Below are 24236 nucleotides of genomic sequence, written 5' to 3'. Positions count from 1 at the left end.
CGCTTAAAATTGCTGTTATCGGCGCATAGTTTGCGCGTGGCATGTAGCCACCGATAGTGGAGAAATCAATGTCAAAATTTAACGCACTTGTCCTGAACCGAGATGATGATGAAAATCTCAGTCACGCCGTCGAACAGCTTGACGAGTCCGAATTGCCTGCCGAGGGGGACGTGCTGATTGCGGTTGAATATTCGACTGTCAATTATAAAGACGGTCTATGTTTTGCTGGACAACGCGGTCTGGTGAAAAGCTATCCACATATTCCGGGCATCGATTTTGCTGGCGAGGTCATTTCGAGCGAGGATGATCGCTACAGTGCTGGTGATAAGGTTATTCTCACAGGCTGGCGTGTTGGCGAGGTCTGGTGGGGCGGTTTTGCCCAGCGCGCCAAAGTCAAAGCAGACTGGTTGGTGCCGCTTCCCAAAGGTTTGACTACGCGCGATGCCATGTCGGTTGGTACGGCAGGCTTGACCGCAATGCTGTCAATTCTGACGTTGGAAGATCGTGGATTACAAAAGCATGACGGTGAAATTCTGTTAACAGGTGCCGGTGGTGGCGTTGGATCCATTGCCACGGCATTGTTGGCCGCTACTGGTTATGAGGTAACAGCGATGACAGGACGTCCAGAAATTGCTGATTATCTGACAGGGCTTGGCGCAGGCACTATTATTGCCCGGGCTGATCTTGAAGAGGAAACCGGTCGCCCAATGGAATCAGCGCGCTGGGCTGGCTGTATCGATGCTGTTGGCGGGAAAATTCTGGCGCGAGTGCTGACGCAAATGAAGCCCAATGCGACTGTTGCTGCGGTGGGTAATGCGGGCGGCAATACATTGTCAACGACGGTCATTCCGTTTTTGCTGCGCGGTATCGGGCTGATTGGTATCGATTCGGCATCATGCCCGTTTGCGCGGCGCGTCACCGCCTGGTCACGTATTGCCAGTGATCTGCCTATCGATAAGCTGAATGATGCTGTCACGGTTGTCGGGCTGGCGGATGTGCCAAGCCATTGTGCCGATATTCTTGAAGGTCAGATTCAGGGGCGTGTTCTTGTTGATGTGAATGCCTGATTTTGGGCTAACCATTATTTAGAAAATGCTTGAAGGTTTTTAAAAACAGGTTCAGCGTGAGCAGATAGAGCTTTGCTGGAGGATGTTATGAATCAGTTGATTGTAGGATCGAACCGCAAGATTGATCCGACGCGGCGTTTGCATTTGAAACCGGATAATACGCCTGATGATAATGACCGGGTGGAAATAGGCCCAACGGCTTTGGCTTTTGAAGAATGGAAACAACTCGGGCTCACCGCACCAGATATGCCTGCGTTGCGGGCCTATCGTCTTGAGCGTTTGCAACAGCAGATCCGCATTCATGATTGCGCTGGTCTGTTACTGTTTGACCCGCTGAATATCCGCTATGCAACCGACGCGACCAATATGCAGTTATGGACGTCGCATAATATGGCGCGTGCCTGTTTTGTACCGCCCGAAGGTAAGATGATTCTGTGGGATTTTCATAACTGTGAACATCTATCGGCGCATTTACCGCTGGTGGGGGAACTTCGTGGTGGCGCTAGTTTCTTTTATTTTGAAACAGGTGACAGAACCGCTGAGGCGGCGAAAGCTTTTGCCGATCAGATGCTCGACATCATGCATCATTATGCGCCAGGCAATAAACGTCTGGCTGTCGATAAAATGGAAAATCTTGGCTATGCCGCTTTGGTGGGGCTTGGCGTCGAGGTGCTTGAAGGGCAGGTGCTGACCGAGCATGGACGTTCGATCAAGAATGAGAATGAGCTGAATGCCATGCGCTGTGCAATTGCCACATGCGAATTAGCAGTTGAAGAAATGCGTGATGAAATGCGTGCCGGCATCAGTGAAAATGAATTATGGGCAACATTACACGCGGGCAATATCAAGCGTGGGGGTGAATGGATTGAAACGCGGATCCTGTCATCGGGCCCACGCACCAATCCGTGGTTTCAGGAATGTGGCCCGCGCATCATGCAGGATGGCGATCTGATGGCCTTTGATACTGATCTTGTGGGTACCTATGGTTATTGTTGCGATATTTCGCGTACATGGCTGGTGGGTGATGGTTCGCCAAGTGACGCGCAAAAACATCTTTACCAGGTGGCTTATGACCATGTGATGACTAATATCGGGCTGATCGAGCCTGGTATGCGTTTTGCCGATATGACCCGCATTGCGCATCGGCTGCCCGAAGAATACCGCGCCTTGCGCTATGGTGTGCTGGCACATGGTGTTGGGCTGTGTGACGAATATCCGTCTGTGCGCTATCCGGAAGATGTCGAACACCATGGCTATGGCGGCTGTTTTGAAGTCGGCATGACATTGTGTGTTGAAGCCTATGTCGGGGCGGTTGGTGGCCGTGATGGCGTGAAGCTGGAAGAACAGGTGGTGGTGACCGATCAGGGCGCGATACCGCTTTCGACATATCGTTATGAAGACGCGTTTCTGTCCTAAATCTTATGTGCCATGTTTGACGCGCTATCTTCAAGCGGTGGCAACATTCAGGGTTTTTTGACGATGCCGATATGCGGCAGATTGCGGCCTTGCTGGGCAAAATCGATGCCATAGCCAATCACGAACTCATCAGGGATATCAAACCCAACCCAGTCAATATCAACATCGACTTCGCGTCGTGATGGCTTATTCAATAGGGTGCAGATGGCAATTGATTTTGGTTGGCGTGTCTGCAGGATTTTCAGCACTTGCGATAATGTGTGGCCCGTATCAATGATATCCTCGACGATCAGCACATCACGGTCTTTGATTGACCCATCCAGATCATTCAGAATACGAACCATGCGGGATGATTCCATCTTATCGCCATAGGAAGATACGGTCATGAAATCGACCTCGACCGGCAAATCAAGCCGGCGCACAAGATCGGCAATAAAAATGAATGAGCCACGCAACAAGCCAACCACGACTAGCTGTTCGGTGCCGCTATAGTGATCCGAGATAATATGTGCCAGCTGATTGGTGCGTGCCTCAATTTCAGTTTCGGTAATCAGTATTTCAATTTCGTGCTGGCTGGACAATACAGTCATGAGGTAAGATATTCCCACTTGATTGGATGACCCGAAGGCGATCATTACGAGGCCGAGTATAGTCAGCATTCGCAAAATGACTAGGTTCAATTCAACGTCAACACGAATATTTTAGAACAATCAAAGGGTAGTCAAATGGCAAAGGTAGCATTTCTGGGTCTAGGTGTTATGGGTTTCCCCATGGCGGGGCATATTGCGGCGGCAGGGCATGAGGTTACGGTCTATAACCGCACAGCATCAAAAGCTAAAAACTGGGTAGAAAAGCATGGTGGTACAATGGCGGCAACGCCTGCCTTGGCGGCGGCTGGTGCGGATTTTGTTTTTGCCTGTGTCGGAGATGATCCGGATGCGCTGGCAGTGGCGCTGGGTGACGAAGGTGCGTTTGGCGCGATGCGCGAAGGTGCTGTCTATATTGATAATAGTACTGTATCGGCGGATGTCGCCCGGCAACTTGATGCGGCGGCGCGGGCGCATAATTTTGCGTCACTTGACGCGCCAGTATCAGGCGGACAGGCTGGTGCCGAAAATGGCAAGCTGACGGTGATGATTGGTGGTGATGATGATGCCTTTTCCTTGGCTTTGCCAGTGATCGAATGCTATAGCGCGCGGGTTGTGCATATGGGCGGGGCTGGCAAGGGTCAGCAAGCCAAGATGGCGAATCAGATCTGTATCGCCGGTCTGGTTCAAGGTCTGTCGGAAGCCCTGAATTTTGCCACAGAAGCGGGTCTTGATACGGATAAATTGCTGGAGGCGATTTCAGGCGGCGCGGCGCAATCATGGCAGATGGTCAATCGTGGTCATACGATGGTGGCAAATGAATTTGATTTCGGTTTTGCCGTTGACTGGATGCGCAAGGATTTGCGGATCTGTCTGGCCGAAGCGGCGCAGAATGGCGCCCCGTTGCCAGTTACGAAAATTGTTGCCGGATATTATGACGAGCTGAGTGCCGATGGCTATGGCCGTAATGACACTTCCAGCCTGATCCGGCGGTTACGCAAAAGCTAGTTTTGCAAATCACACGTATGAAAAGGCCGGATCGCTCCGGCCTTTTGTTTGCTTTTGCGATGCAAAGGCTAGTCACCAATACAAAGCAATTTGATTTCCAGAAATTCATCAATGCCGTATTTTGAGCCTTCGCGGCCAAGACCCGAATTCTTGACGCCACCAAATGGCCCCACCTCGGATGAGAAAATACCCGTATTGACCGAAACAATGCCATATTCAAGCGCCTCGCTGACGCGGAACAGGCGGGCGGCATCTTTGGTAAAGAGATAGGCCGCCAGACCAAATTCGGTATCATTAGCAGCGGCGATGACCTCGGCTTCATCGGAGAATTTGAATAGACCCGCAACAGGCCCGAAGGTTTCTTCGCTGAATAACTGCATCGAATTATCCATATCGGTCAGCACGGTCGGGGCAAAGAAGGTGCCGCCACGCTCATGCGGCACGCCGCCAGTTGTAACGGTTGCGCCTTTGGCACGGGCGTCATCGATATGGGCGACGATTTTGGCAAACCCCTGTTCGTCAATGATCGGCCCCTGTTCGACGCCAGCATCCATACCGTCACCAACTTTCATGCTGGCAACACGTTCGGTCAGCTTTTTGGCAAAGGCATCATAAATACCATCCTGAACAAAAATCCGGTTTGCGCAGACACAGGTCTGCCCTGCATTACGGAATTTCGATAGTAAAGCGCCTTCGACAGCGTCATCAAGATCAGCATCATCAAATACGATCAGCGGGGCGTTGCCACCTAGCTCAAGGCTCATCTTCTTGACCGTATCAGCACATTCACGCATCAGGATACGGCCAACCTCGGTTGATCCGGTAAAGGTCATCTTGCGGATGCGTGGATCATCACACAAGGCTTTGCCAATGGCGGGGGCATCCATACCAGTAACAATATTCAAGACGCCTGCAGGAATACCCGCTTCATGTGCCAGCACCGCCAATGCCAGTGCGGACAGGGGTGTCTGTTCAGCCGGCTTCAGCACACAGGCACAACCTGCGGCAATACCGGGGGCGACCTTGCGGGTAATCATGGCATTGGGAAAATTCCACGGGGTGATCGCGCCAAACACACCGATTGGCTGTTTCAATGTGAGCATGCGCTTGCCAGGTATGGGGCTTTCCAGAACGTCACCGCTAATCCGGCGCGCTTCTTCGGCGAACCAGTCAATAAAGCTGGAGCCATAGGCGATTTCACCTTTAGCTTCGCTAAGCGGCTTGCCCATTTCGGTGGTCAGAATCACAGCAAGATCATCAGCATTCGCCATGGCCAGATCATACCATTTGCGCATAACCACAGCGCGATCCTTGGCGGTGCGCGCGGCCCATGCTTTTTGGGCTGGAACTGATGCGTCAATCGCTGCGGTGATTTCGGCTGCGCCCAGATCAGCAACCTGTGCAATCACCTCGCCTGATACCGGATTATGTACGGCAAAGGTTTTCCCATCAGCCGCCGATACCCACGCGCCATTAATATAGGCTTCGGATCGCAGTAAAGCAGGATTTTTTAAGTGCATCAAATTGTCTCCATCATGTCTTCCAGATCAGGTTGCATTTGTTCATGCACCGAGTGCGTATGATTTTCAAGTTATTACGTCTTATTCGCAAGCGGCGGCAAAGGGCGGTAATGCATGTTATCAAATGGTGCGCCATCCTCGCCAAGGCGATGCGCCCGCGCGACTTCGATATAATGATGTGCCGAGCGTTGATTGAATGTCAGTTCTTTGGCTGTCAGATCGCGCATTTTCTTGGCTGGTCGGCCTGCCCATAATTCACCAGCCGGAATGGTCTTGCCCGCTGTCAGCATAGCCCCGGCAGCCAGCATGCCAGTAGCTTCGATCGTGGCACCATCCATGACAATCCCGCCCATGCCGACAAAGCCATAATCGCCAATCGTACAGGCATGAATAATCGCGCTATGACCGATAGTGACAAAATTGCCGATGATTGTCGGATATGTGATGCTGTCGATATGAACGCAGCTATTATCCTGGATATTAGTGCCTTCGCCGATAGTTATATAGTTATTGTCGCCACGTACGGTGACCTGATGCCAGATACTGCTGTTTTTGCCAATGCGCACGGCGCCAATAATGGCAGCGGTTGCGGCGATAAAAGCTGAGGCGTCAATTTCGGGTAACATCCCCATGAATGGCGCTATGTATGGCTTATGCGGTGCGGCCAGAATATTATGGCTGTCTTCGGTCATCTTCTTCATCTCTTGTCTGTCGGTGCCCCTGTTTGCATCATCTTGCTGATCATAGGACACCAAATTTTATTATAAGAATTATATACATTTTTTCATCTTAATGTTTATCGAAAATGAAATGAGGTGTATGAAGGGGTTAGAATAATTTCTCGTAACATCCGGAGGCTGATATGGCATTCACACTACCCGACCTACCTTATTCACATGATGCGTTAGCCGGACTTGGCATGAGCGCAGAAACCCTAGAATATCATCACGACCTGCACCACAACGCCTATGTCGTTAATGGCAATAAACTGGTTGCAGGCACCGAGTGGGAAAACAAATCACTCGAAGATATCATTACCGGCACTTATCAAGCTGATGCGGTGGCGCAGAATGGTATATTCAACAATGCGTCACAGCACTGGAACCATATGCAGTTCTGGGAGATGATGGGGCCTGGCAAAACAGCCATGCCATCTGAACTGGAAAAGGCACTGGTTGAGAGCTTTGGCAGTGTTGATGCGTTTAATGATGCGTTTAAAGCTGCGGGCGCGTCACAATTTGGTTCGGGCTGGTGCTGGCTGGTAAAGAATGCTGATGGTGGCTTGCAAGTCACCAAGACCGAAAATGGCGTTAATCCCCTATGTTTTGGTCAGACAGCTTTGCTTGGTTGTGATGTATGGGAACATTCATACTATATCGATTTCCGCAACAAGCGTCCGGATTACCTGTCGAATTTCCTCGATAATCTGGTCAATTGGGAATTTGTGGCGGCACAACTTTAGCCATAATGTCGTCGTGACATGACCGCACATGATTGAATCCGCCAGAATCGCTGGCGGGTTCTGTCATTTTTGCGGCTGATTTTTGCCATATTTGGAAGTTAGATTAAGAGAATCGATAGTCTGCTATTCGAAATGACAGGCTATCAGACTATCGAACCACACCGTCTTAAACAAAGGAAAGATAATGCTAGGACTCATTTTAGTGGTTGGGCTTGTGGCAGCATTTACATCAGATAATGTCCAGGAATTCCGTGAACATAGTAACGGTAATGCGGTTTATGAATGGGTTGTTGTCTCGCCCTGTCCAACAGGCATGCGTCAATCAGGATTCGCATTGGCACCAACCGGGACGGTCGCATTAAAACAGGTTAACCGCGATGGTACTGTTGGCGAAGTCTGTGTACCTGAATAGGCGCAATTAAGGTCTAATTTTTGCCGTCTTGGGTTAGCTTATTCACCCGCAGCCGAAGCGCGTTAAGGCGGATAAAGCCATGCGCGTCGCTGTGGTCGTAATCAACAGCGCCTTCTTCGAAGGTGACCAGATCGGCATTATAAAGTGAATTAGGTGATTTGCGACCCGTTACAATGACATTGCCTTTATAAAGGCGCAACCGCACGACACCATTGACCAGATCACGACAGCTATCGATGGCAGCTTGAAGCATTTCACGTTCAGGCGAGAACCAAAACCCGTTATAAATAAGTTCAGCATAGCGCGGCATCAGTTCGTCTTTCTGATGCGCGGCACCCCGATCAAGCGTTATTGATTCCATTGCCCGACGTGCGGTCAGCAAAACAGTCCCGCCAGGCGTTTCATAAACACCGCGTGATTTCATGCCAACAAAGCGATTTTCCACCAGATCAAGCCGACCAATACCGTTAGCCCCACCAAGTTCATTCAGCTTGGTCAGCAGGGCGGCAGGTGACATTTCAACCCCATCAATGGCGACAGGATCACCTGCTTTAAAGGTGATTTCGATTTCAGTGGCTTTGTTTGGCGCGTCTTCAGGAGAGACGCTACGCGAGAATACATATTCTTCTGGTGCGACCCATGGGTCTTCCAGCACTTTTCCTTCAGCCGAAATATGCAGCAGATTGGCATCAACGCTAAATGGCGCTTCGCCGCGTTTGTCTTTTGGAATGGGAATCTGATTTTGCTCGGCATAAGCAATCAGCTTTGTGCGTGAGCCAAGATCCCACTCACGCCATGGTGCGATCACTTTGATATCAGGCTGCTGGGCATAATAGGCAAGTTCGAAACGAACCTGGTCGTTGCCTTTGCCTGTGGCGCCATGTGATACAGCTTCGGCACCGACTTCACGCGCGATTTCAATCTGGCGTTTGGCAATCAGCGGGCGCGCGATCGAGGTGCCAAGAAGATAGCATCCCTCATAAAGCGGATTAGCGCGGAACATGGGAAACACATAGTCACGGACAAATTCTTCGCGCAAATCTTCAATATAGATTTGCTTTATGCCCATGAGTTCGGCTTTGGCGCGCGCCGGTTCTATATCTTCACCCTGGCCGATATCGGCGGTAAAGGTTACTACCTCTGCGTTATAGTGATCTTGCAACCACCGCAGAATGACCGATGTGTCCAAACCACCAGAATAGGCGAGAACAACTTTTTTGATATCTTGCTTGCTCATGAGGCATGTCATAGCCGATAGATCGCCCTATCGCAACTGTATCTTCTAAACTTCGCGCAATAGAGGACCCGGTTTATGGCCAAGGGTTTTAACCGCGCCCGCAAGACCCAGCAAAGCCGTTGCCCCTGCCCCTGCCAAGGTGGTGATCAGAACCAGCATGATATCAAGCTCAAATTCGATATTCAAAATCTGGGCAACCAGACCATAGCTGGCTAGTGACCCAATGATGGCTGCCGCAATACCGGCCAGAATGCCAAGGAAGGCATATTCCAGAAACCAAGCAATGCTGATCGATAATCGGGTGGCGCCAAGCACTTTTAGAATCACACTATCCGAAAGGCGTTGGGCTTCGGTGCTGGCAACCGTGCCGGCCAGAACAGCAATCCCCGCAACCAGCGTTACAAGCGCGGTGATCTGGACAGCCCCACCAAGCAAGCCAATGACGCGTTGTGCCACGCGCACTGCTTCTTTGACCGACACTGCCGAAACATTTGAAAATTGATTGGTCACTGCGCGTTCGACCGCGTCAGTAGCAGCATCATCCACAGCATCGGTTGTGGCGATCCAGCTATGCGGTGCTTTATCGAGGACGCCTGGCGACAGCACGAACAGGAAATTTATATTGAAGCTTTGCCATTCAATATCGCGGAAATTGACAATCTTTGCCGTAACATTACGCCCCAGAACATTGACGCTGATAGTATCACCAAGAACCAGCCCAAATTCGTCGGCTTCTTCCTTGGCCATCGATACAAGCGGCGGCCCTTTATAATCGTCTGGCCACCATGTCCCTTCGACAATATTGCTGCCTTTCGGTGGGGTGGCTGACCAGGTCAGGGCACGATCGCCACGCAAAACCCATTCCGCACTAGATGGCGCATCAATATCTGATGACAAAACGCCATTAAGCGCCGATACGCGTCCCCGTAACATAGGCGTTTTGGTGATGTTCGAAATGCCTGTAATATTGCTCGCGATAGTCTCAAAAGCATCAATCTGATGCGGCTGAATATCGATGAAAAACCAAGCTGGCGCATCTTCGGAGACACGCGCATCAATCTGCCGGTTCAGATTAGCCTCGCTTACCGATACAGCGACCAGAACTGACAGGCCAAGTCCAAAGGCAATGACCATCGAACGCACAGGTGAACCTGGTCTAATGATGGCTGACAAGGCAAGGCGCACGGGAACAATTTGCGGGGCTGGCACCCGTCGCAGAACAAAGACCATCACATCACCAAGCCCGGCCAGCAGGAAAAGCGACAGGATCGACCCGCCAATAAAGCTGACTGTCATCAGCAGATTGCCAGTGGCCAGAAATGCCAGCACACTTAGAGCGATAACGGCTATCAGGCTGATGCCGACATAAAGTGGCTTGGGCAAACCGCCTGGCATATCATTCAGGCTACGGAACAGATGCGCCGCACGCACTTCTTCTGCTTTGGCAAGTGGCCATAAAGCAAATAGAAATGAGGTGCCGATGCCAAAGCCAGCAGCAATGAGCAGAGGTCGGGGATACAGCGTTATATCAAGTGGCACTGTCACATAGCCAGAGAGGATGTCGATGGCAAAAAGTGGCGCAACGGCACCCACTGTCACGCCCGCTATGACGCCAACCATGGCGATCGACATAACCTGAAGCAGATAGATGCGAAAAATCAGTTTGGATGGCGCCCCAAGACATTTTAACGTTGCGATTACGGGCATCCGGCTGGTTAGCCATGCGCGCACAGCACCAGCAACGCCAAGGCCGCCAATAAGCAAGGCTGTCAAACCAACAAGCACCAGAAAAATTTCGGCTTGATTGATGAATGTGTCAAATCCAGGCGCCGCATCAAGCAGGTTGCGTACACGGACATGGGTGCTTTGAGTCCGCGCAAGCAAAGCACTGTAAACAGCAGCATTATCAACGGGGTTGTCGAGGGTGAGGCGTGTTTTGTAGCTGATGAATGAACCTGGTTGTTGCAAGCCCGTTTCAGCAAGGGTGTCCTTGGATACCAAGACACGCGGCCCAAAGCTGACAAAGCTGATTGATCGATCAGGCTCGGTGACCAGATTGGCCGCAATGCGCACAGTTGTATCACCAAGACGGGCTTCGTCACCAATTTCAAGGCCAAGGGAGCGTAATAATGACGGGTCTGCAACAACGCCTTTATCTGCAAGAGCTACTGATAATGATGATGCGCCTTCAATGTCGACGTTACCGACCAATGGCCATTTATCATCGACAGCTTTTAATTCGACAAGCTTGCGCTGGTCCGTGGCTTGAAGCATGGCGCGCATCTGCACCACACGTGACACCGTGCCATAATCTTCGGCCATGGATATGATCTCGGCGTCAGGCGGCGTGTGCCGACTGCTAAGCTCAATATCACCACCCAGCAAAACACGTGCATTATTGGCAATGCCATTGCGCATGGCATCGGCAACTGACCCGACCGTCCCGATGGCGGCGACACCTAACAGCAAAGCGCCTAGAAACACCCGGAACCGGCGCAGGCTACCGCGCATCTCACGGCGTGCAAATCGCCAAGCCAGTGTCCAGCTTGATGCGCTATCTGCGATAGTGATGTCTGTATCGGGGATCATGATGTTAGCCTGCAGCTTTCTGTTTGCTGTCTGCAGCAAGCTTGCCATCTTCAATTTGGATGATGCGGCTACAGCGTGCCGCGAGGCCAGCATCATGTGTCACCAGCACTAAGGCAGCACCCGCATTTGCAGCGCTTTCAAACAGGGTTTTGATTACCTTTTCGCCTGTTGTGCTGTCAAGATTTCCGGTTGGTTCATCAGCTAGCAGGATGCGGGGGTTGGGGGCTATTGCACGAGCAATGGCGACGCGTTGCTGTTCGCCTCCTGACATCTGATCAGGTAAGTGATGTAGCCGGTGGCCAAGGCCGACTGACTCCAGCGCCGCGCTAGCGCGTGCCGTTGCATCGCTGTTGCCAGCTAGTTCAAGCGGAATCGAAACATTCTGCAAGGCTGTCATAGACGCAATCAGGCGGAATGCCTGAAAAACAATGCCGACTTTGTCACGGCGCAATGCGGCCAAGGCATCTTCAGGCATATTTGTAATGTCATAATCGGCTAATGCTATGGTACCGCCGGTGACATTTTCCAACCCAGCCATGACCATCAAAAGGCTAGTTTTACCGGCGCCACTGGCTCCCAATACGCCGACTGTTTCCCCAGCGTCAATGCACAGATTGATACCTTTTAACACATCGACCCGTTTGGCTTTTTCGCCAAAGCTAAGCTGGGCATTATCTAGATCAATCACGGGGGTGGGCGTAATGCTAGTTGAATTGTCCTGAAGATTGGTCATATAGCGTCCTTGGTGTTCTGGTCAAATGGGCGTTGATGGATTGTGTTCGCGTTGGTGTATGATAGGGCTTTAAAATGCTTCTGGTGAAATTTTATTGATCCTGATCGGTTTGCAATTCAGTGATGCTATGGACAATGATGCTATGAGTCCCCATTTCATAGTAACTAGTTAATTGTATGATAGGCGTCACAGCCTATGATATTGAATTCTGAATAAAGATATGGTGCTGAATTTGGGCTTTATCAATCGTTATGTGCGCTTTTTTTACCAGTCGGTAATGATACTTCTGTTTGTGTTTATGGCTGGCTTTGGTTTTGGCTTGAAACAGACGGTAGCTGCGGATGATGTGCCGGTGCGTATTCTGGTGCTTGGTGACTCGTTGGTGGCAGGCCATGGATTGCCGCAAGGCAAGGCGTTTCCCGAGATGTTGCAGCAGGCACTTTTGCAGGATGGCGTTGCGGTATCAGTGATCAATGCAGGCGTGTCTGGCGATACAACAGCAGGCGGTTTGGCACGGCTTGACTGGTCATTGGCTGATAATCCAGATGCGGCCATCATCGTGCTTGGGGGTAATGATCTGCTCCGTGGGCTTGACCCTGATGCCACCTATCGCAATCTGGAGGCGATTATCAATCGCTTTAAGGCCGAGAATATGGCCGTGCTTCTGGCGGGGATGCAGGCACCACGGAATTTTGGCACCGATTATGTTGATGATTTCGACCAGGTCTATACACGTCTTGCGGCACGCGGTGATGTGGTTTTCTATCCGTTTTTTCTTGATGGTGTGGCGATGGTGCCGGATTTAAATCTGGGTGACGGCATGCACCCAAATGAAGACGGAATCAGTGAGATTACCAAGCGTATCATGCCATCTGTGCGGGCGTTGCTAGCTAAAACACCCTGAGTCGTTACTGCATAAGACACAATAATTTGTCATGTCATTTAAGGACAAAAGCTTTTGTTGTGGCTTTTTGCTGGTTTGGTTCTGAAAATCTTTGCATCGCTCTGCTACCTGCCGTAAAACACACGGAAGACAATATGTTTGCTATAGGTGGTGGTTGCCTGTTGAGGGCCACTAATTTTGCCATAATTGATTCGTTCAATTGGGCTATCGATTCAGGCAAGTTTCCTGACCGCTAAATTAACCAAGGATATGGGGATATCGGAAAAGATGAATAAAGGGACTAATCAATTTTTTAAGATGCTGTGGCTGGTGCCGTTTCTCGGTATATTTTTGACTGCTGTCACACCATCAATAGCAGCATCAGAGCCGATTGAAATGCTGGTTTCAAAAGATTGGGGTGCCTATCGTTATAATGATAACGGTGTTCGTGTTTGCTTTATAAGTAGCGCTCCGAAAAAAAGCGCTGGTAAATATGACCCTGATAATCGTGGCGAAACGCGTATTTTTGTTTCGCATGGACCAGGCAAAGCCGAGCGAAATGTGGTTCAGGTCATTGCCGGTTACAACTACAAAAAACAATCGGATGTGACAGTCAAAATTGATAAGCGCAAATTTACCTTATTCACAATCGAAGATCGCGCCTATGCCGAAAGCGAAGAAGATGACGATGCGATGATCACGGCGATGAAACGTGGTACCACAATGTCGATCATTGGCACATCCAGCCGTGGAACAGTCACCACAGACACTTATTCATTGTCCGGATTTACCAAAACCAAATCAGTTATAGATAAGACCTGCAAGTGACCGATCAGACCGTGCCACCTGTTTCTGACGCCGACCAACGCATAAATCTGCTTGGGCTTTCGCAGACCGCGCTTGAAGAACAAATTATCGCCGCTGGCTTGCCGAAGTTTCGCGCCAAACAGATTTGGCGCTGGGTTTGGCGACATGGTTTGACAAATTTTGACGAAATGTCTGATCTTGGCAAGCCCGTGCGCGAACAACTGGCGACTATGTATAAGGCCGACCGTCCCGCCGTATCGCAACGTCTGAATTCAAAAGATGGCACGATTAAATGGCTGTTAAGGTTTCCTGATGGTAACGAAGCTGAGGCTGTTTATATCCCGGATAAGACACGCGGTACTTTATGTATTTCATCGCAGGTTGGCTGTACGTTGACTTGCAGTTTTTGTCATACAGGCACCCAGAAGCTGGTGCGTAATCTGACCGTAGATGAAATTTGTGGCCAGGTCATGCTGGCCATGGATGAATTGGCTGACTGGCCAGCCGGACGAAATGGTCGCAGGCTGACGAATATTGTCTTGATGGGGATGGGTGAACCGCTTTTCAATTATGAAAATGTTGCCGAGGCGATGCGCATCATCATGAGTGGCGAAGGCGTCGCGGTATCAAAGCGCCGGATCACATTATCGACATCGGGGGTGGTGCCTGAAATCAAACGGGCAGGCGAAGAGCTGGGCGTTAATCTGGCTATCTCGCTTCACGCAACACGTGATGAATTGCGCGACGAGCTGGTGCCGATCAACCGCAAATACAAGCTTGCCGCCTTGATCGAAGCATGCCGAAATTATCCGGGACTTTCGAATGCGCGCCGGATCACATGGGAATATGTCATGCTTGATGGTATTAATGACAGTGATGAGGATTGTCGCCAGCTTCTAGCGCTCATAAAGGGCATTCCGTCTAAGCTTAATTTGATTCCCTTTAACCCCTGGCCAGGCAGCCCATATGTCTGTTCCAAAGGTGACCGTATAGATGCCTTTGCCAAGCGTGTTTTAAAGGCAGGCTACGCATCACCAGTACGAACACCTCGTGGCCGCGACATTCTTGCGGCATGCGGACAATTAAAATCGGCATCCCAGCGGATTCCTCGTCACAAGAAAGCAAAAACAACTGAAACTGCATCGGCTTAATAGCTTGATAATAGCTGGCCGTATGACTATCTTCTAAATACATTCTGACCATTTTGGGAGTAACAAAATGCAAGACAACAGATTTATGAATACAGCCGCGGCGCAATCCGCGCAAATTGATACAGGGCTTCGAAGCTATATGCTGGGTGTGTATAATCACATGACCACGGCATTGTTGCTGACTGGCTTTTTCGCCTTTGCCATGAAATGGGCGGTTATGACCGTACCTGCTGTGGGCCAGCTGGTTTATGGCACTCCCTTAAAATGGGTTGTGATGCTGGCACCATTGGGCATGGTGTTCTGGCTTTCAGCGCGCATGAACGCGATGTCGGCAACCAAGGCGCGTAACATGTTCTATATTTATGGTGCCTTAATGGGGCTTTCGCTTGCATCAATCCTGTTTGTCTACACAGGCGCTAGCGTGGCACGGGCATTCTTCATTACAGCCGGAGCCTTTGCGGGTCTCAGCCTTTACGGATATTCAACAAAGCGTAGCTTGTCAGCGATGGGTTCGTTTATGGTCATTGGCTTGTTTGGCCTGATTATCGCATCTGTGGTGAATATTTTCATGGCATCAAGCCAGCTGGAATTCGTGATTTCAGTAGCAGGTGTTTTGATCTTTGCTGGTCTAACCGCATGGGATACACAGCGTATCAAGGCTATGTATATGGCGGGAGACAGCAGTGAAGAGTCAAATAAGAAATCGATCTTTGGTGCTTTGATGCTGTATCTTGATTTTATCAATATGTTCTTGTTTATCTTGCGTCTATTTGGAAATCGCGAATAGACCTGAAGGTAAAGTGAAACATCTTGCGCCCGGCTCCAACAGGTGTCGGGCGCATTTTATTGAATGGAGAGGTTGATGCAGGATCTTGATGCGGTTTTGAAACAGCATGCTGCACAATCAGACATAGATGCTGACGTCGCCCGCGCGGTAAATGGTCTGGCACGAGCAGCGGCGGCGATTTCTAAGCTGATCCGGACACCTGATAAAGCTGCTAATCTTGGTGCCATCAAAGGCAGCGCAAATGCCGATGGTGATGATCAAAAAGCACTAGATGTTTTAGCTGATGACGAGATTACAGCACAGTTACATACTGCAGGGGTGGCTATATATCTGTCCGAAGAACAGGATACGCCCATTCCGCTTCATGCTGACGGCACACTGATTGTCGCCAGCGACCCGCTTGATGGTTCGTCAAATATTGATACGAATGTTTCGATAGGCACTATTTTTTCGATCATGCCTGCCGCAGGCGGCTCCTTGCAATGTGGGCGTAACCAGCTTGCTGCCGGATTTTTTGTATATGGGCCGCAGACAACCTTGCTTTTAACGCTGGGTGATGGTGTGCTGGCATTTCAGATGGATGATGATGGCTTTTTTTGCGACATGGGTTGGCAGGTGGCAATGCCTGCAGATACACAGGAATTTGGCATTAACACCTCGAACCAGCGACATTGGCATGCGCCGGTAAAAGCCTATATTGATGCGTGTCTTGATGGCCGTGATGGTGAACTAAAACGAAACTATAATATGCGTTGGGTTGGTTCACTAGTTGCGGATGCCTGGCGGATCTTTCGCCGTGGTGGGGTGTTCCTGTATCCAGCCGATTGCCGAGATGGATATTCTCAGGGGCGATTGCGGCTGGTTTATGAAGCTAATCCAGTGGCTATGCTGGTTGAGCAGGCAGGTGGCAAGGCGACCAACGGCACGGATTCGATTTTAGACATACAGCCCCAAGACTTACATGAACGTGTTGCTTTTATCTTTGGATCAATGAATGAAGTTGACGTAATAATTGGTTATCATTCATAACTAAATAACCGAACCGGAGAGAACATGAAATGTTGATTTCGTTAAGACAGCTTCTTGATGACGCGGCCGAATATGGCTACGGCGTTCCAGCTTTCAACATTAATAATATGGAACAGGGTCTGGCGATCCTGCAGGCGGCTGATAAAGTCGATGCCCCGGTGATAATTCAGGCAAGTCGGGGCGCACGAGCCTATGCTGGCGACATCATGTTGCAGGCGATGGTCAAAGCGCTGGCAGAGATGTACCCGCATATTCCGGTCTGTATGCATCAGGATCATGGTAACAATGAAGCGACCTGCATGACCGCTATTCAATATGGGTTTACCTCGGTGATGATGGATGGCTCGCTTGAAGCTGATGCCAAGACGCCAGCCAGCTATGACTATAATATGGATATTACCCGCCGGGTCACCGAAATGGCACATTATGCTGGCGCGTCGGTCGAAGGTGAACTTGGCGTGCTTGGCTCGCTTGAGACAGGTGAAGGCGAACAAGAAGATGGGCATGGTGCGACCGGTAAATTATCTGAAGACCAGTTGCTGACAGATCCTGATCAAGCAGTGGATTTTGTGGCGCAGACTAAGGTTGATGCACTGGCTATTGCGATGGGCACAAGCCATGGTGCCTATAAATTTACCCGCCAACCTGATGGTGACATTCTGGCGATGAATGTGGTTGAGGAAATCAACCGGCGGCTTCCTAATGTTCATCTGGTGATGCATGGCTCTTCAAGTGTGCCGCAAGAATTACAAGATATTTTCAATGCTCATGGCGGTGAAATGCCACAAACCTGGGGTGTGCCCATAGCTGAAATCGAGCGTGGCATCAAACATGGTGTGCGCAAGGTCAATATCGATACTGATTGCCGGTTGGCGATGCTAGGCGCGATGCGTAAGGTGACAACCGAAAACCGTTCCGAATTTGATCCGCGCAAAGTGCTGAAACCAGCAATGGAGGCGATGCAGACCCTGTGTATTGATCGCTTTGAACGGTTTGGCACGGCAGGAAATGCTACGCGCATTCAGCCTATGTCATTAGCAGCCATGGCACGCCGATATGCAGATCATAGCCTTGATCCGGTGATCGGTTAAATCGTCTAGGAATCGTCTGTCTGTTCGGCATTCAGAATAGCGCGTAAGCCGCTTTCATAGTCAGGATATAATAAATCAATACCAAGTTCGGGTTTGATGACGCGCGACCCTACCTTGCGACGTGAGACATAAAAGCTGCGCGCCATCGGGCTAAGATTCGCCTGCTCGAGGGTTTGCGGTTCTGGCGGTGCAAGGTTGATAAGCTTGGCGGCGTATCGCACGACATCACCTTGCGGGGCAGGCTTGTTGTCAGCCAGATTGATGATGCGTCCTGGACGTGGTTGTTTGATGGCCGCGATAATGATCCGGCAGATATCATCAAGATGGATGCGGTTAAATACCTGGCCTTCGCGGGTGATAATGCGGGCGGTGCCATTGCGAAGCCCATCAAAGGGGCTGCGCCCAGGGCCATAAATGCCCGCAACACGGAATATTTCGCTGTTCAGCATGTCCTGCCAGCGTTGTTCGGCAATTACGCGGGCCTTGCCGCGTTCGGTGGCAGGGGCTGGCGGGGTGTCTTCATAGCAGAAATCATCAGGCTGATCAGGATAGACCGAGGTAGCCGAGACATAGCCGCTCCAGCCATTAAAATCCACAAGTAGATCGCCATGCGCATCCAGAACTGGATCTGTGCCTCCAATCGCGGTGATGGTTGTCAGAACAGCATCAACATCTTTAAGGGCAGCTTTGGGATCAACCAGGGGTCTGTCTGTGCTAAAAGGAAAAATGCCCCAGCCAGCGGCCGCTTGCCTTGATAGTTTGGCAGGGTCACGGGTGGTGCCTTTTACATGCCAGCCTTGTTCCGCCAGCATATGCCCAAGCCGCACCCCGACATAGCCAAGACCAAAAATGAAAATGACAGGCTTTGATTGCATCATTGTAACCTATGACTCAGGTAAATCTGGCATTGGGCCTGCTATTAACGCCGCATCAATCCGGCGCCCCTGCCAGTCAATTCGCCAATCCAAGTGGGGGCCAGTTGAACGACCTGTCGAGCCAAGCGTACCTATCACCCCCCCACGTTCAACTTTATCACCAACGCGTACAGCCATTTCATCTAAATGCAAAAAGGTTGAATTAACGCCAAGCCCATGATTCAAAATCACCGTCAGACCCGAAAAATATAGATCATAGGCAAGTGTAATTGTACCACTGGCAGGGGCATGGACAGGTGTGCCCAATGGCGCCGCGATATCAATGCCATAATGCGGTGCCCGGGGTTTGCCGTTTAAGATACGCTGACTGCCATAAACCCCAGAGATACGCCCCAGAACCGGCCAGTCAAGACCGCGCCAAAAATCCCCTGTTGGGGCTGGCACAACGCGCGCTTCGCGCACTTTTTTGGAATCAGCCCTGATCCGGTCAAGCACCTCTTGCGGCGGTGTCACCATTGATTTTTGCAACCCGTCAATGCGCTGGATATTATAGTCGCGCTGGGCGGGTGACAGGATCGTGGTTGAGATTGAACCATTGCCATCCGTTATGCTGAGTGTAGTGTCATCATCAGAGTCACGGTGAAAACCAATGACAAATAAGCCATCATCAGCAACGGTGACAGGTGTGCCATCTAAGGTGACTTTATGATCTGGCGCGGTCCGCGCCATGATTAAATGCCCCTCAAGCGGATAACCCGAAATAACATCAGCGCCATTAATTACGAAAAAGGGGCTGGTCGATTGCGCATGCAGGGTGGTGGCACCTGTTGCTGACATAACAAGAGCAAAAAATAGGGTCAGAAGACGATAACAATTACGAATTGATCTTGGATAAATCATTGAGCAAGGCTAGCATGTAAAACCGAAAATAACACCCCGTCAGGGCTTATCATCATCCTTATTTTCTGTCGAAAAGAGAAGTTACATGTCTGCATCATCATCTACCCATGAACATGTTGTTATTATTGGCGCTGGCGCTGCGGGCCTTAGTGCCGGGATATATACGGCACGCGCCAATCTTTCACCTGTGATTATCGCTGGATTACAACCCGGTGGGCAGATGACAATTACCACCGATGTAGAAAACTATCCGGGTTTTGCCGATGTTATTCAGGGACCATGGTTGATGACCGAAATGCAGACCCAGGCCGAAAATGTGGGGGCACGGGTGATCTATGATCTTGTGACGACCATCGATGCCAGCACACGTCCGTTTCGTATAAGTTTGGATTCAGGCGCATCAATGACCGCCGATGTGGTGATTCTGGCAACCGGTGCGCAGGCACGCTGGCTGGGTATTGACTCCGAGCAAACCTTTAATGGCCGCGGCGTATCAGCCTGTGCCACCTGTGATGGGTTCTTTTATAAAGGACGTGACGTCGCTGTTATTGGCGGCGGTAATACGGCGGTTGAGGAAGCACTGTATCTAGCGAATATCTGTAATAAGGTCACACTAGTACATCGCCGCGATAGTTTGCGCGCTGAACAGATCATGCAGGACCGCCTTTTTAAAAAGGACAATATCAGCGTTGAATGGAATCGTGAAGTTGCCGAAGTTCTGGGAGATGATGGCGGCGTAACGGGTGTCCGTTTGGCCTCAACAACTGGCGAAGCTGATAAAGAAATTGCTGTCCATGGTATGTTTGTTGCTATCGGACATGATCCAGCAACAGCCGCTTTTAAAGAGGCGGTCGAGCTTGATGATGAAGGCTATATCATTGCGGAAAAGGGCGGCACACGCACATCTGTAGATGGTATCTTTGCCGCCGGTGATTGTGTCGATAAAATTTACCGGCAAGCTGTAACCGCGGCAGGTATGGGATGTATGGCCGCGCTTGATGCTGAACGCTGGCTTGGCGAGCAAAGCTAGCCAGCGGCAAAAGCAGGTGCTTTGGAAACTGGCTCACGGATCAGCCAGTTTATAATAAAGGCAAAGACAGCAAAGCCGACATTCAGCCACCACATGGCTTCATAATTACCATAGGCATCATACCAGAGGCCACCAACCCACGCGCCGACAAATGAGCCGATCTGGTGAGAGAGAAAAACAACGCCATAGAGCATACTCAAATATTTGGGGCCAAAGAAAACCACAATCAGGCCACTAGTCAGGGGTATTGTGCCTAGCCATAAAAGCCCCATGGCCGCGCCAAAGAGCAATACCGAGACTGGCGTGACAGGCGTCAAGATAAAGGCAGCTATGGCAAGACCGCGCAATAAATAGACACTTGCCAGCACGTTTTTCTTGGATGTTATGCCGCCAAGCCAGCCACAAATGAAGGCACCCACTATATTGAATAAACCAATCAGCGCCAGCGCCCAACCAGCCACCTCAAGACCAATTCCAGCATCAGCAAGGTAGGTTGGTAAATGTGTGGTGATGAAAACTAATTGAAGCCCACAAACAAAAAAGCCAGTGGTCAGCAGGATATAGTCACGGCTAGAAACCGCACTTCGCAATGCACTGGTGGCCGTCAAATGTGCAATATCTGAAACGCTAGCTTTGCTTTGGTCTGACTGGCCATCGCCGCGCAAGCCAAGTGACATGGCAACCATTGAAGCCATGATCACGGATAAAATGATAAGCGCTGTTTGCCATCCATAGTTTGACATCAATTCCTGGGTGAAGGGGACAAGCGCAAATTGGCCAAAGGAGCCAAAGCTGGTGACGAGGCCAAGCGCTAATGACCGTTTTTCCGGTGGAGCGGCGCGGGCAACCGCGCCAACAGCGATCGAAATGCCAGCGCTACCCAATCCCATGCCAATGAAAATCTGGCCAATAAGCACGCCCGCTTCGGTCACATATAATGCCATTGATAGCAGGCCGATGGCATAGAGCAAAGCACCACATGCCGCCACACGCCAGGCTCCATACCTATCCGCAACAGCGCCAAAGAATGGTGATGATATGCCCCACACAATATTCTGGCAGGCAATGGCAAGCGAGAAAAACTGCAAGCCGCCGCCAAGTTCGCTTGAGACAGGCAGGACAAAAAGACCAAAGACCTGGCGAATTCCCAGCGTTGCGGAAACCATCGCCGATCCGGCCAGCAGGATTATGATCCATGCGCTAGGCTTAGAAAATAGTGACATCATACGCCTCCGGCCTTAAGAGCCAGTAACGTTGGCCTTTAGCTGGAGTAACAGAGTTTTATTCGTTGAGCAACCGAACGGCCTGAACCTGAGGGCCGCGACCAGAATCGTCAACTTTCACCAGTAGCTTCTGTCCTTGCAGAAGTGAGTGGAAACCGCAATCGCTAAGCACACGGGAATGGACGAAAACATCATCGTCAATATTCTCGGCCGTGACAAAGCCATAGCCACGAACATCATTGAAAAATTTGACCACAGCGCGCACTTCATCATCTGCAGGTGCTGACGCCATTGGCGGTGCCGGACTAACTGGCCGTTCAACAGTCAGCAAATCCTGAATGACTTTTCCATGTTCGTTTTCTGTGAGAGACACGCTCACCCGATCGCCAGTCAAAAGCCGTATCAAACCAAATCGATCAAGTGTTGATCGGTGCAGAAAGATTTCGGTATCGTCAATCTTAACGAAACCATAGCCTTTGCGTTCATTGTACCAGACTAGCTCACCCTCTTTTATTTCACGCAATGGTGCGCTGGGAGCCAGAGCCTCACCATTTTCGGAATTTTCAATTTCTGACGACTTTACAGACTTAGTATCTTTTGCCATAGGTTTCACCCACAATATTCAACATTAATCTGCTCTATGACCACATAAAACAATTCATATATTTTGTTGCTTTTTAATGACCTTATACAAGCATCATAAATGATAATTATGGGGTGTTTGGTTCACGTTTGCGTGAGCGAGGTAAAGAAATCGTTTCTTTTTTGGTTAAATGCTGTTGAGCAGATGTTTATCCGCGTCAATTTTAGCCAAAATGGCGTTATGCCATACATCAATGGATGTAGCGTCGCGCGCCGATTCGGGGAATATCAGCCCGCGGGTGCTATTGATCAAACCACCTTGCCAGTGATCTTGGCTTCGCACCAGACCAGCTAGCGCTTTCTCGGCACCGGCGCCTTGCGCCCCAAAGCCGGGAACCAGAAAAGGTGTGTTTGGTAAAGTGTCTCGCAATGCGTTGGCTTCGGCAGGCCAAGTTGCCCCAGCGACAATACCGATTGATGACCAGCCGGATGTGCCAATTCGGGTGCTTGCAATTGGCGCTAGCATATTGGCAAGATGCATATAGAGAGGCTTATCATCAACCATGCGATCCTGAAGATCGCCCGCCCCCGGATTGCTTGTCCGGTTTAAGATGAACAAGCCGCTATGGGTAGCGTCAGCCTGATTGATGAATGGTTCAAGTGTATCAATGCCAAGCCAAGGATTGATGGTCAGAGCATCGGATGGAAACAGGGCGTCATGTCCGATCCATGCTTTGGCATAGGCGGTTGATGTACTGCCTATATCGCCGCGTTTGGCATCCATGATAACAAGCAGACCGGCATCAATCGCCGCATGACCAAGATCTTGCAGAATCTGCATGCCTTTTGGCCCCTGCATTTCAAAAAAAGCAGCTTGCGGTTTGATAGCTGGCACACGGCCTGTTGCCGCCTTTACACAGGCATCGCAGAAATTCGCAATAGTAGATAGAGCTTCGTCGCTTCCAGCTTCGGCGGCGGCATTGCCAAATAGCGCAGGTATCATCGTTACATGCGGATCAATGCCCATGCATAGCGGTGTTTGTGTCTGTCTGTTTGCCTCGGCAAGGCGATCGCCAAATTTATCCATCGCAGCGATCACCCCATGCGCTAGCGCAAGCCAAGTGCGTCACGATAGGTGTCGAGAAGCGCATCCTGCTCACTAAGTAGGTCGCGATCCATGGCCCGCATGCGCACAATCTGCCGCATGATTTTTGGTTCAAATCCGGTGGCTTTCGCTTCGGCATAGACATCTTTGATATCCGCCATAAGGGCACGTTTTTCTTCTTCCAGACGTTCAATACGCTCAATAAACTGGGTGAGCTGTTCGGCGCCCGCACCGGTGCCGGGGATTACAGACATGGGTTTGCTGACATGGATCAGTCCTTCTTTTCATGGTCATGGGATTGTTTCATTTTTGCCAGTTGATCAGGGCTGGCCTCGGTTTGGTAGGTGGCTTTCCATGTGGCGTAATCCATCCCGTAAATTAATTTTCGGGCTTCAGGATCGCTAAGGGTTATGCCATCGGCTTCGGCGGCTTCGCGATACCAGCGCGACATGCAGTTCCGACAGAACCCAGCCAGATTCATCATATCGATATTCTGGACATCGGTTCGATCCTGCAAATGCGCGACAAGGCGACGAAATGCTGCCGCTTCTAATTCAGTTTGGGTGGCCTTATCCATAGCTGTCTTTCATCGAGGTTTGTTAGACACACTGTCATGATCTGAGGGCGTCTATTTGATGTATGTCGCCATCCTATATAAGCCTAGAAAGCGGCGCAAGCTCGTTGGCTGAATAATCGATTATCTTAAAAATTATAAAAGGCTTCAACAAATTTTGGTGTGGCT

At 50.4% G+C, this 24236-nt stretch carries 25 protein-coding genes; 12 read left to right on the top strand and 13 right to left on the bottom strand.

Annotation, left to right across the window (positions count from 1 at the left end; all coding sequences use genetic code 11):
- The first annotated feature begins 68 nt into the window (after positions 1 to 68).
- Positions 69 to 1067, top strand: coding sequence for an MDR family oxidoreductase (locus tag SAR116_RS07365; protein WP_013046298.1), 999 nt, complete (start codon positions 69 to 71; stop codon positions 1065 to 1067).
- 87 nt (positions 1068 to 1154) lie between these two features.
- Complete coding sequence (locus SAR116_RS07360) at positions 1155 to 2483, top strand: M24 family metallopeptidase (RefSeq protein WP_013046297.1); 1329 nt, start codon at positions 1155 to 1157, stop codon at positions 2481 to 2483.
- 47 nt (positions 2484 to 2530) lie between these two features.
- Here SAR116_RS07360 and hpt read toward each other — a convergent pair whose 3' ends face one another.
- Positions 2531 to 3073 carry a hypoxanthine phosphoribosyltransferase gene (gene hpt, locus SAR116_RS07355; protein ID WP_013046296.1) on the bottom strand — a complete coding sequence of 181 codons (543 nt, stop codon included), beginning with the start codon at positions 3071 to 3073 and terminating at the stop codon, positions 2531 to 2533.
- Positions 3074 to 3208: 135 nt separating this feature from the next.
- Here hpt and SAR116_RS07350 point away from each other — a divergent pair, with 135 nt between their 5' ends.
- Complete coding sequence (locus tag SAR116_RS07350) at positions 3209 to 4078, top strand: NAD(P)-dependent oxidoreductase (protein WP_013046295.1); 870 nt, start codon at positions 3209 to 3211, stop codon at positions 4076 to 4078.
- Between the two features lie 68 nt (positions 4079 to 4146).
- Here the strand turns inward: SAR116_RS07350 and SAR116_RS07345 are convergent, their stop codons facing one another.
- A complete protein-coding gene (locus SAR116_RS07345; RefSeq protein WP_013046294.1) occupies positions 4147 to 5598 on the bottom strand; it encodes an NAD-dependent succinate-semialdehyde dehydrogenase in 1452 nt (483 codons plus the stop codon).
- 74 nt (positions 5599 to 5672) lie between these two features.
- Positions 5673 to 6290 (bottom strand): gamma carbonic anhydrase family protein, encoded by a 618-nt coding sequence (locus SAR116_RS07340; protein WP_049757579.1) that lies wholly within the window; start codon positions 6288 to 6290, stop codon positions 5673 to 5675.
- Between the two features lie 170 nt (positions 6291 to 6460).
- Here SAR116_RS07340 and SAR116_RS07335 point away from each other — a divergent pair, with 170 nt between their 5' ends.
- A complete protein-coding gene (locus tag SAR116_RS07335; RefSeq protein ID WP_013046292.1) occupies positions 6461 to 7060 on the top strand; it encodes a superoxide dismutase in 600 nt (199 codons plus the stop codon).
- 184 nt (positions 7061 to 7244) lie between these two features.
- Positions 7245 to 7472: a hypothetical protein gene (locus tag SAR116_RS07330; RefSeq protein WP_013046291.1), complete on the top strand. Its 228-nt coding sequence runs from the start codon at positions 7245 to 7247 to the stop codon at positions 7470 to 7472.
- Positions 7473 to 7485: 13 nt separating this feature from the next.
- On the opposite strand, the gene SAR116_RS07325 is transcribed toward SAR116_RS07330, so the two are convergent.
- Genes SAR116_RS07325 through SAR116_RS07315 form a run of 3 tightly spaced genes read right to left on the bottom strand, consistent with a single transcriptional unit; the run spans position 7486 to position 12031 of the window.
- The gene (locus SAR116_RS07325) at positions 7486 to 8709 is read right to left on the bottom strand and encodes an argininosuccinate synthase (protein WP_190275431.1); all 1224 of its coding nucleotides are present in this window, start codon (positions 8707 to 8709) and stop codon (positions 7486 to 7488) included.
- Positions 8710 to 8754: 45 nt separating this feature from the next.
- Complete coding sequence (locus SAR116_RS07320) at positions 8755 to 11298, bottom strand: ABC transporter permease (protein ID WP_148212271.1); 2544 nt, start codon at positions 11296 to 11298, stop codon at positions 8755 to 8757.
- Between the two features lie 4 nt (positions 11299 to 11302).
- A complete protein-coding gene (locus SAR116_RS07315; RefSeq protein ID WP_013046288.1) occupies positions 11303 to 12031 on the bottom strand; it encodes an ABC transporter ATP-binding protein in 729 nt (242 codons plus the stop codon).
- Positions 12032 to 12251: 220 nt separating this feature from the next.
- Between SAR116_RS07315 and SAR116_RS07310 the strand changes: the two genes are divergently transcribed.
- The 6 genes from SAR116_RS07310 (at position 12252) to fba (ending at position 17779) form a co-directional block, all read left to right on the top strand.
- Positions 12252 to 12935 (top strand): arylesterase, encoded by a 684-nt coding sequence (locus SAR116_RS07310; RefSeq protein ID WP_013046287.1) that lies wholly within the window; start codon positions 12252 to 12254, stop codon positions 12933 to 12935.
- Positions 12936 to 13202: 267 nt separating this feature from the next.
- Entirely contained in the window at positions 13203 to 13742 is a 540-nt protein-coding gene (locus SAR116_RS07305) for an invasion associated locus B family protein (RefSeq protein WP_013046286.1), read from the top strand.
- Positions 13739 to 14872, top strand: coding sequence for a dual-specificity RNA methyltransferase RlmN (gene rlmN, locus SAR116_RS07300; protein ID WP_238531129.1), 1134 nt, complete (start codon positions 13739 to 13741; stop codon positions 14870 to 14872). Before SAR116_RS07305 ends, rlmN begins: the two co-directional genes overlap by 4 nt.
- 67 nt (positions 14873 to 14939) lie before the next feature.
- Entirely contained in the window at positions 14940 to 15659 is a 720-nt protein-coding gene (locus SAR116_RS07295; protein WP_013046284.1) for a Bax inhibitor-1/YccA family protein, read from the top strand.
- A gap of 75 nt (positions 15660 to 15734) precedes the next feature.
- Entirely contained in the window at positions 15735 to 16688 is a 954-nt protein-coding gene (locus SAR116_RS07290; RefSeq protein ID WP_013046283.1) for a class 1 fructose-bisphosphatase, read from the top strand.
- Between the two features lie 29 nt (positions 16689 to 16717).
- Entirely contained in the window at positions 16718 to 17779 is a 1062-nt protein-coding gene (gene fba / locus SAR116_RS07285) for a class II fructose-bisphosphate aldolase (protein ID WP_013046282.1), read from the top strand.
- 5 nt (positions 17780 to 17784) lie between these two features.
- Here the strand turns inward: fba and SAR116_RS07280 are convergent, their stop codons facing one another.
- Together SAR116_RS07280 and SAR116_RS07275 are read right to left on the bottom strand one after the other, a co-directional pair.
- Complete coding sequence (locus SAR116_RS07280) at positions 17785 to 18657, bottom strand: SDR family oxidoreductase (protein ID WP_013046281.1); 873 nt, start codon at positions 18655 to 18657, stop codon at positions 17785 to 17787.
- Positions 18658 to 18663: 6 nt separating this feature from the next.
- Positions 18664 to 19491 carry a M23 family metallopeptidase gene (locus SAR116_RS07275; RefSeq protein WP_238531128.1) on the bottom strand — a complete coding sequence of 276 codons (828 nt, stop codon included), beginning with the start codon at positions 19489 to 19491 and terminating at the stop codon, positions 18664 to 18666.
- A gap of 148 nt (positions 19492 to 19639) precedes the next feature.
- Here SAR116_RS07275 and trxB point away from each other — a divergent pair, with 148 nt between their 5' ends.
- A complete protein-coding gene (trxB, locus tag SAR116_RS07270) occupies positions 19640 to 20584 on the top strand; it encodes a thioredoxin-disulfide reductase (RefSeq protein WP_013046279.1) in 945 nt (314 codons plus the stop codon).
- Here trxB and SAR116_RS07265 read toward each other — a convergent pair.
- The 5 genes from SAR116_RS07265 to SAR116_RS07245 form a co-directional block, all read right to left on the bottom strand.
- Entirely contained in the window at positions 20581 to 21810 is a 1230-nt protein-coding gene (locus SAR116_RS07265) for an MFS transporter (protein ID WP_049757505.1), read from the bottom strand. The genes trxB and SAR116_RS07265 overlap by 4 nt on opposite strands.
- A 55-nt stretch (positions 21811 to 21865) precedes the next feature.
- On the bottom strand, positions 21866 to 22411 hold the full coding sequence (locus SAR116_RS13865; RefSeq protein ID WP_013046277.1) for a cold-shock protein: 546 nt from the start codon (positions 22409 to 22411) through the stop codon (positions 21866 to 21868).
- A gap of 165 nt (positions 22412 to 22576) precedes the next feature.
- The gene (gene pyrF / locus SAR116_RS07255; protein WP_013046276.1) at positions 22577 to 23476 is read right to left on the bottom strand and encodes an orotidine-5'-phosphate decarboxylase; all 900 of its coding nucleotides are present in this window, start codon (positions 23474 to 23476) and stop codon (positions 22577 to 22579) included.
- Positions 23477 to 23496: 20 nt separating this feature from the next.
- Positions 23497 to 23748 carry a DUF2312 domain-containing protein gene (locus SAR116_RS07250; RefSeq protein WP_013046275.1) on the bottom strand — a complete coding sequence of 84 codons (252 nt, stop codon included), beginning with the start codon at positions 23746 to 23748 and terminating at the stop codon, positions 23497 to 23499.
- Between the two features lie 17 nt (positions 23749 to 23765).
- Entirely contained in the window at positions 23766 to 24071 is a 306-nt protein-coding gene (locus tag SAR116_RS07245; protein ID WP_013046274.1) for a DUF1244 domain-containing protein, read from the bottom strand.
- Between the last annotated feature and the right edge of the window lie 165 nt (positions 24072 to 24236).

Source organism: Candidatus Puniceispirillum marinum IMCC1322, assembly GCF_000024465.1.
Taxonomy (GTDB): domain Bacteria; phylum Pseudomonadota; class Alphaproteobacteria; order Puniceispirillales; family Puniceispirillaceae; genus Puniceispirillum; species Puniceispirillum marinum.
Note: the sequence above shows the minus strand (reverse complement) of the source record. Positions and strands in the feature narration are given on the sequence as shown.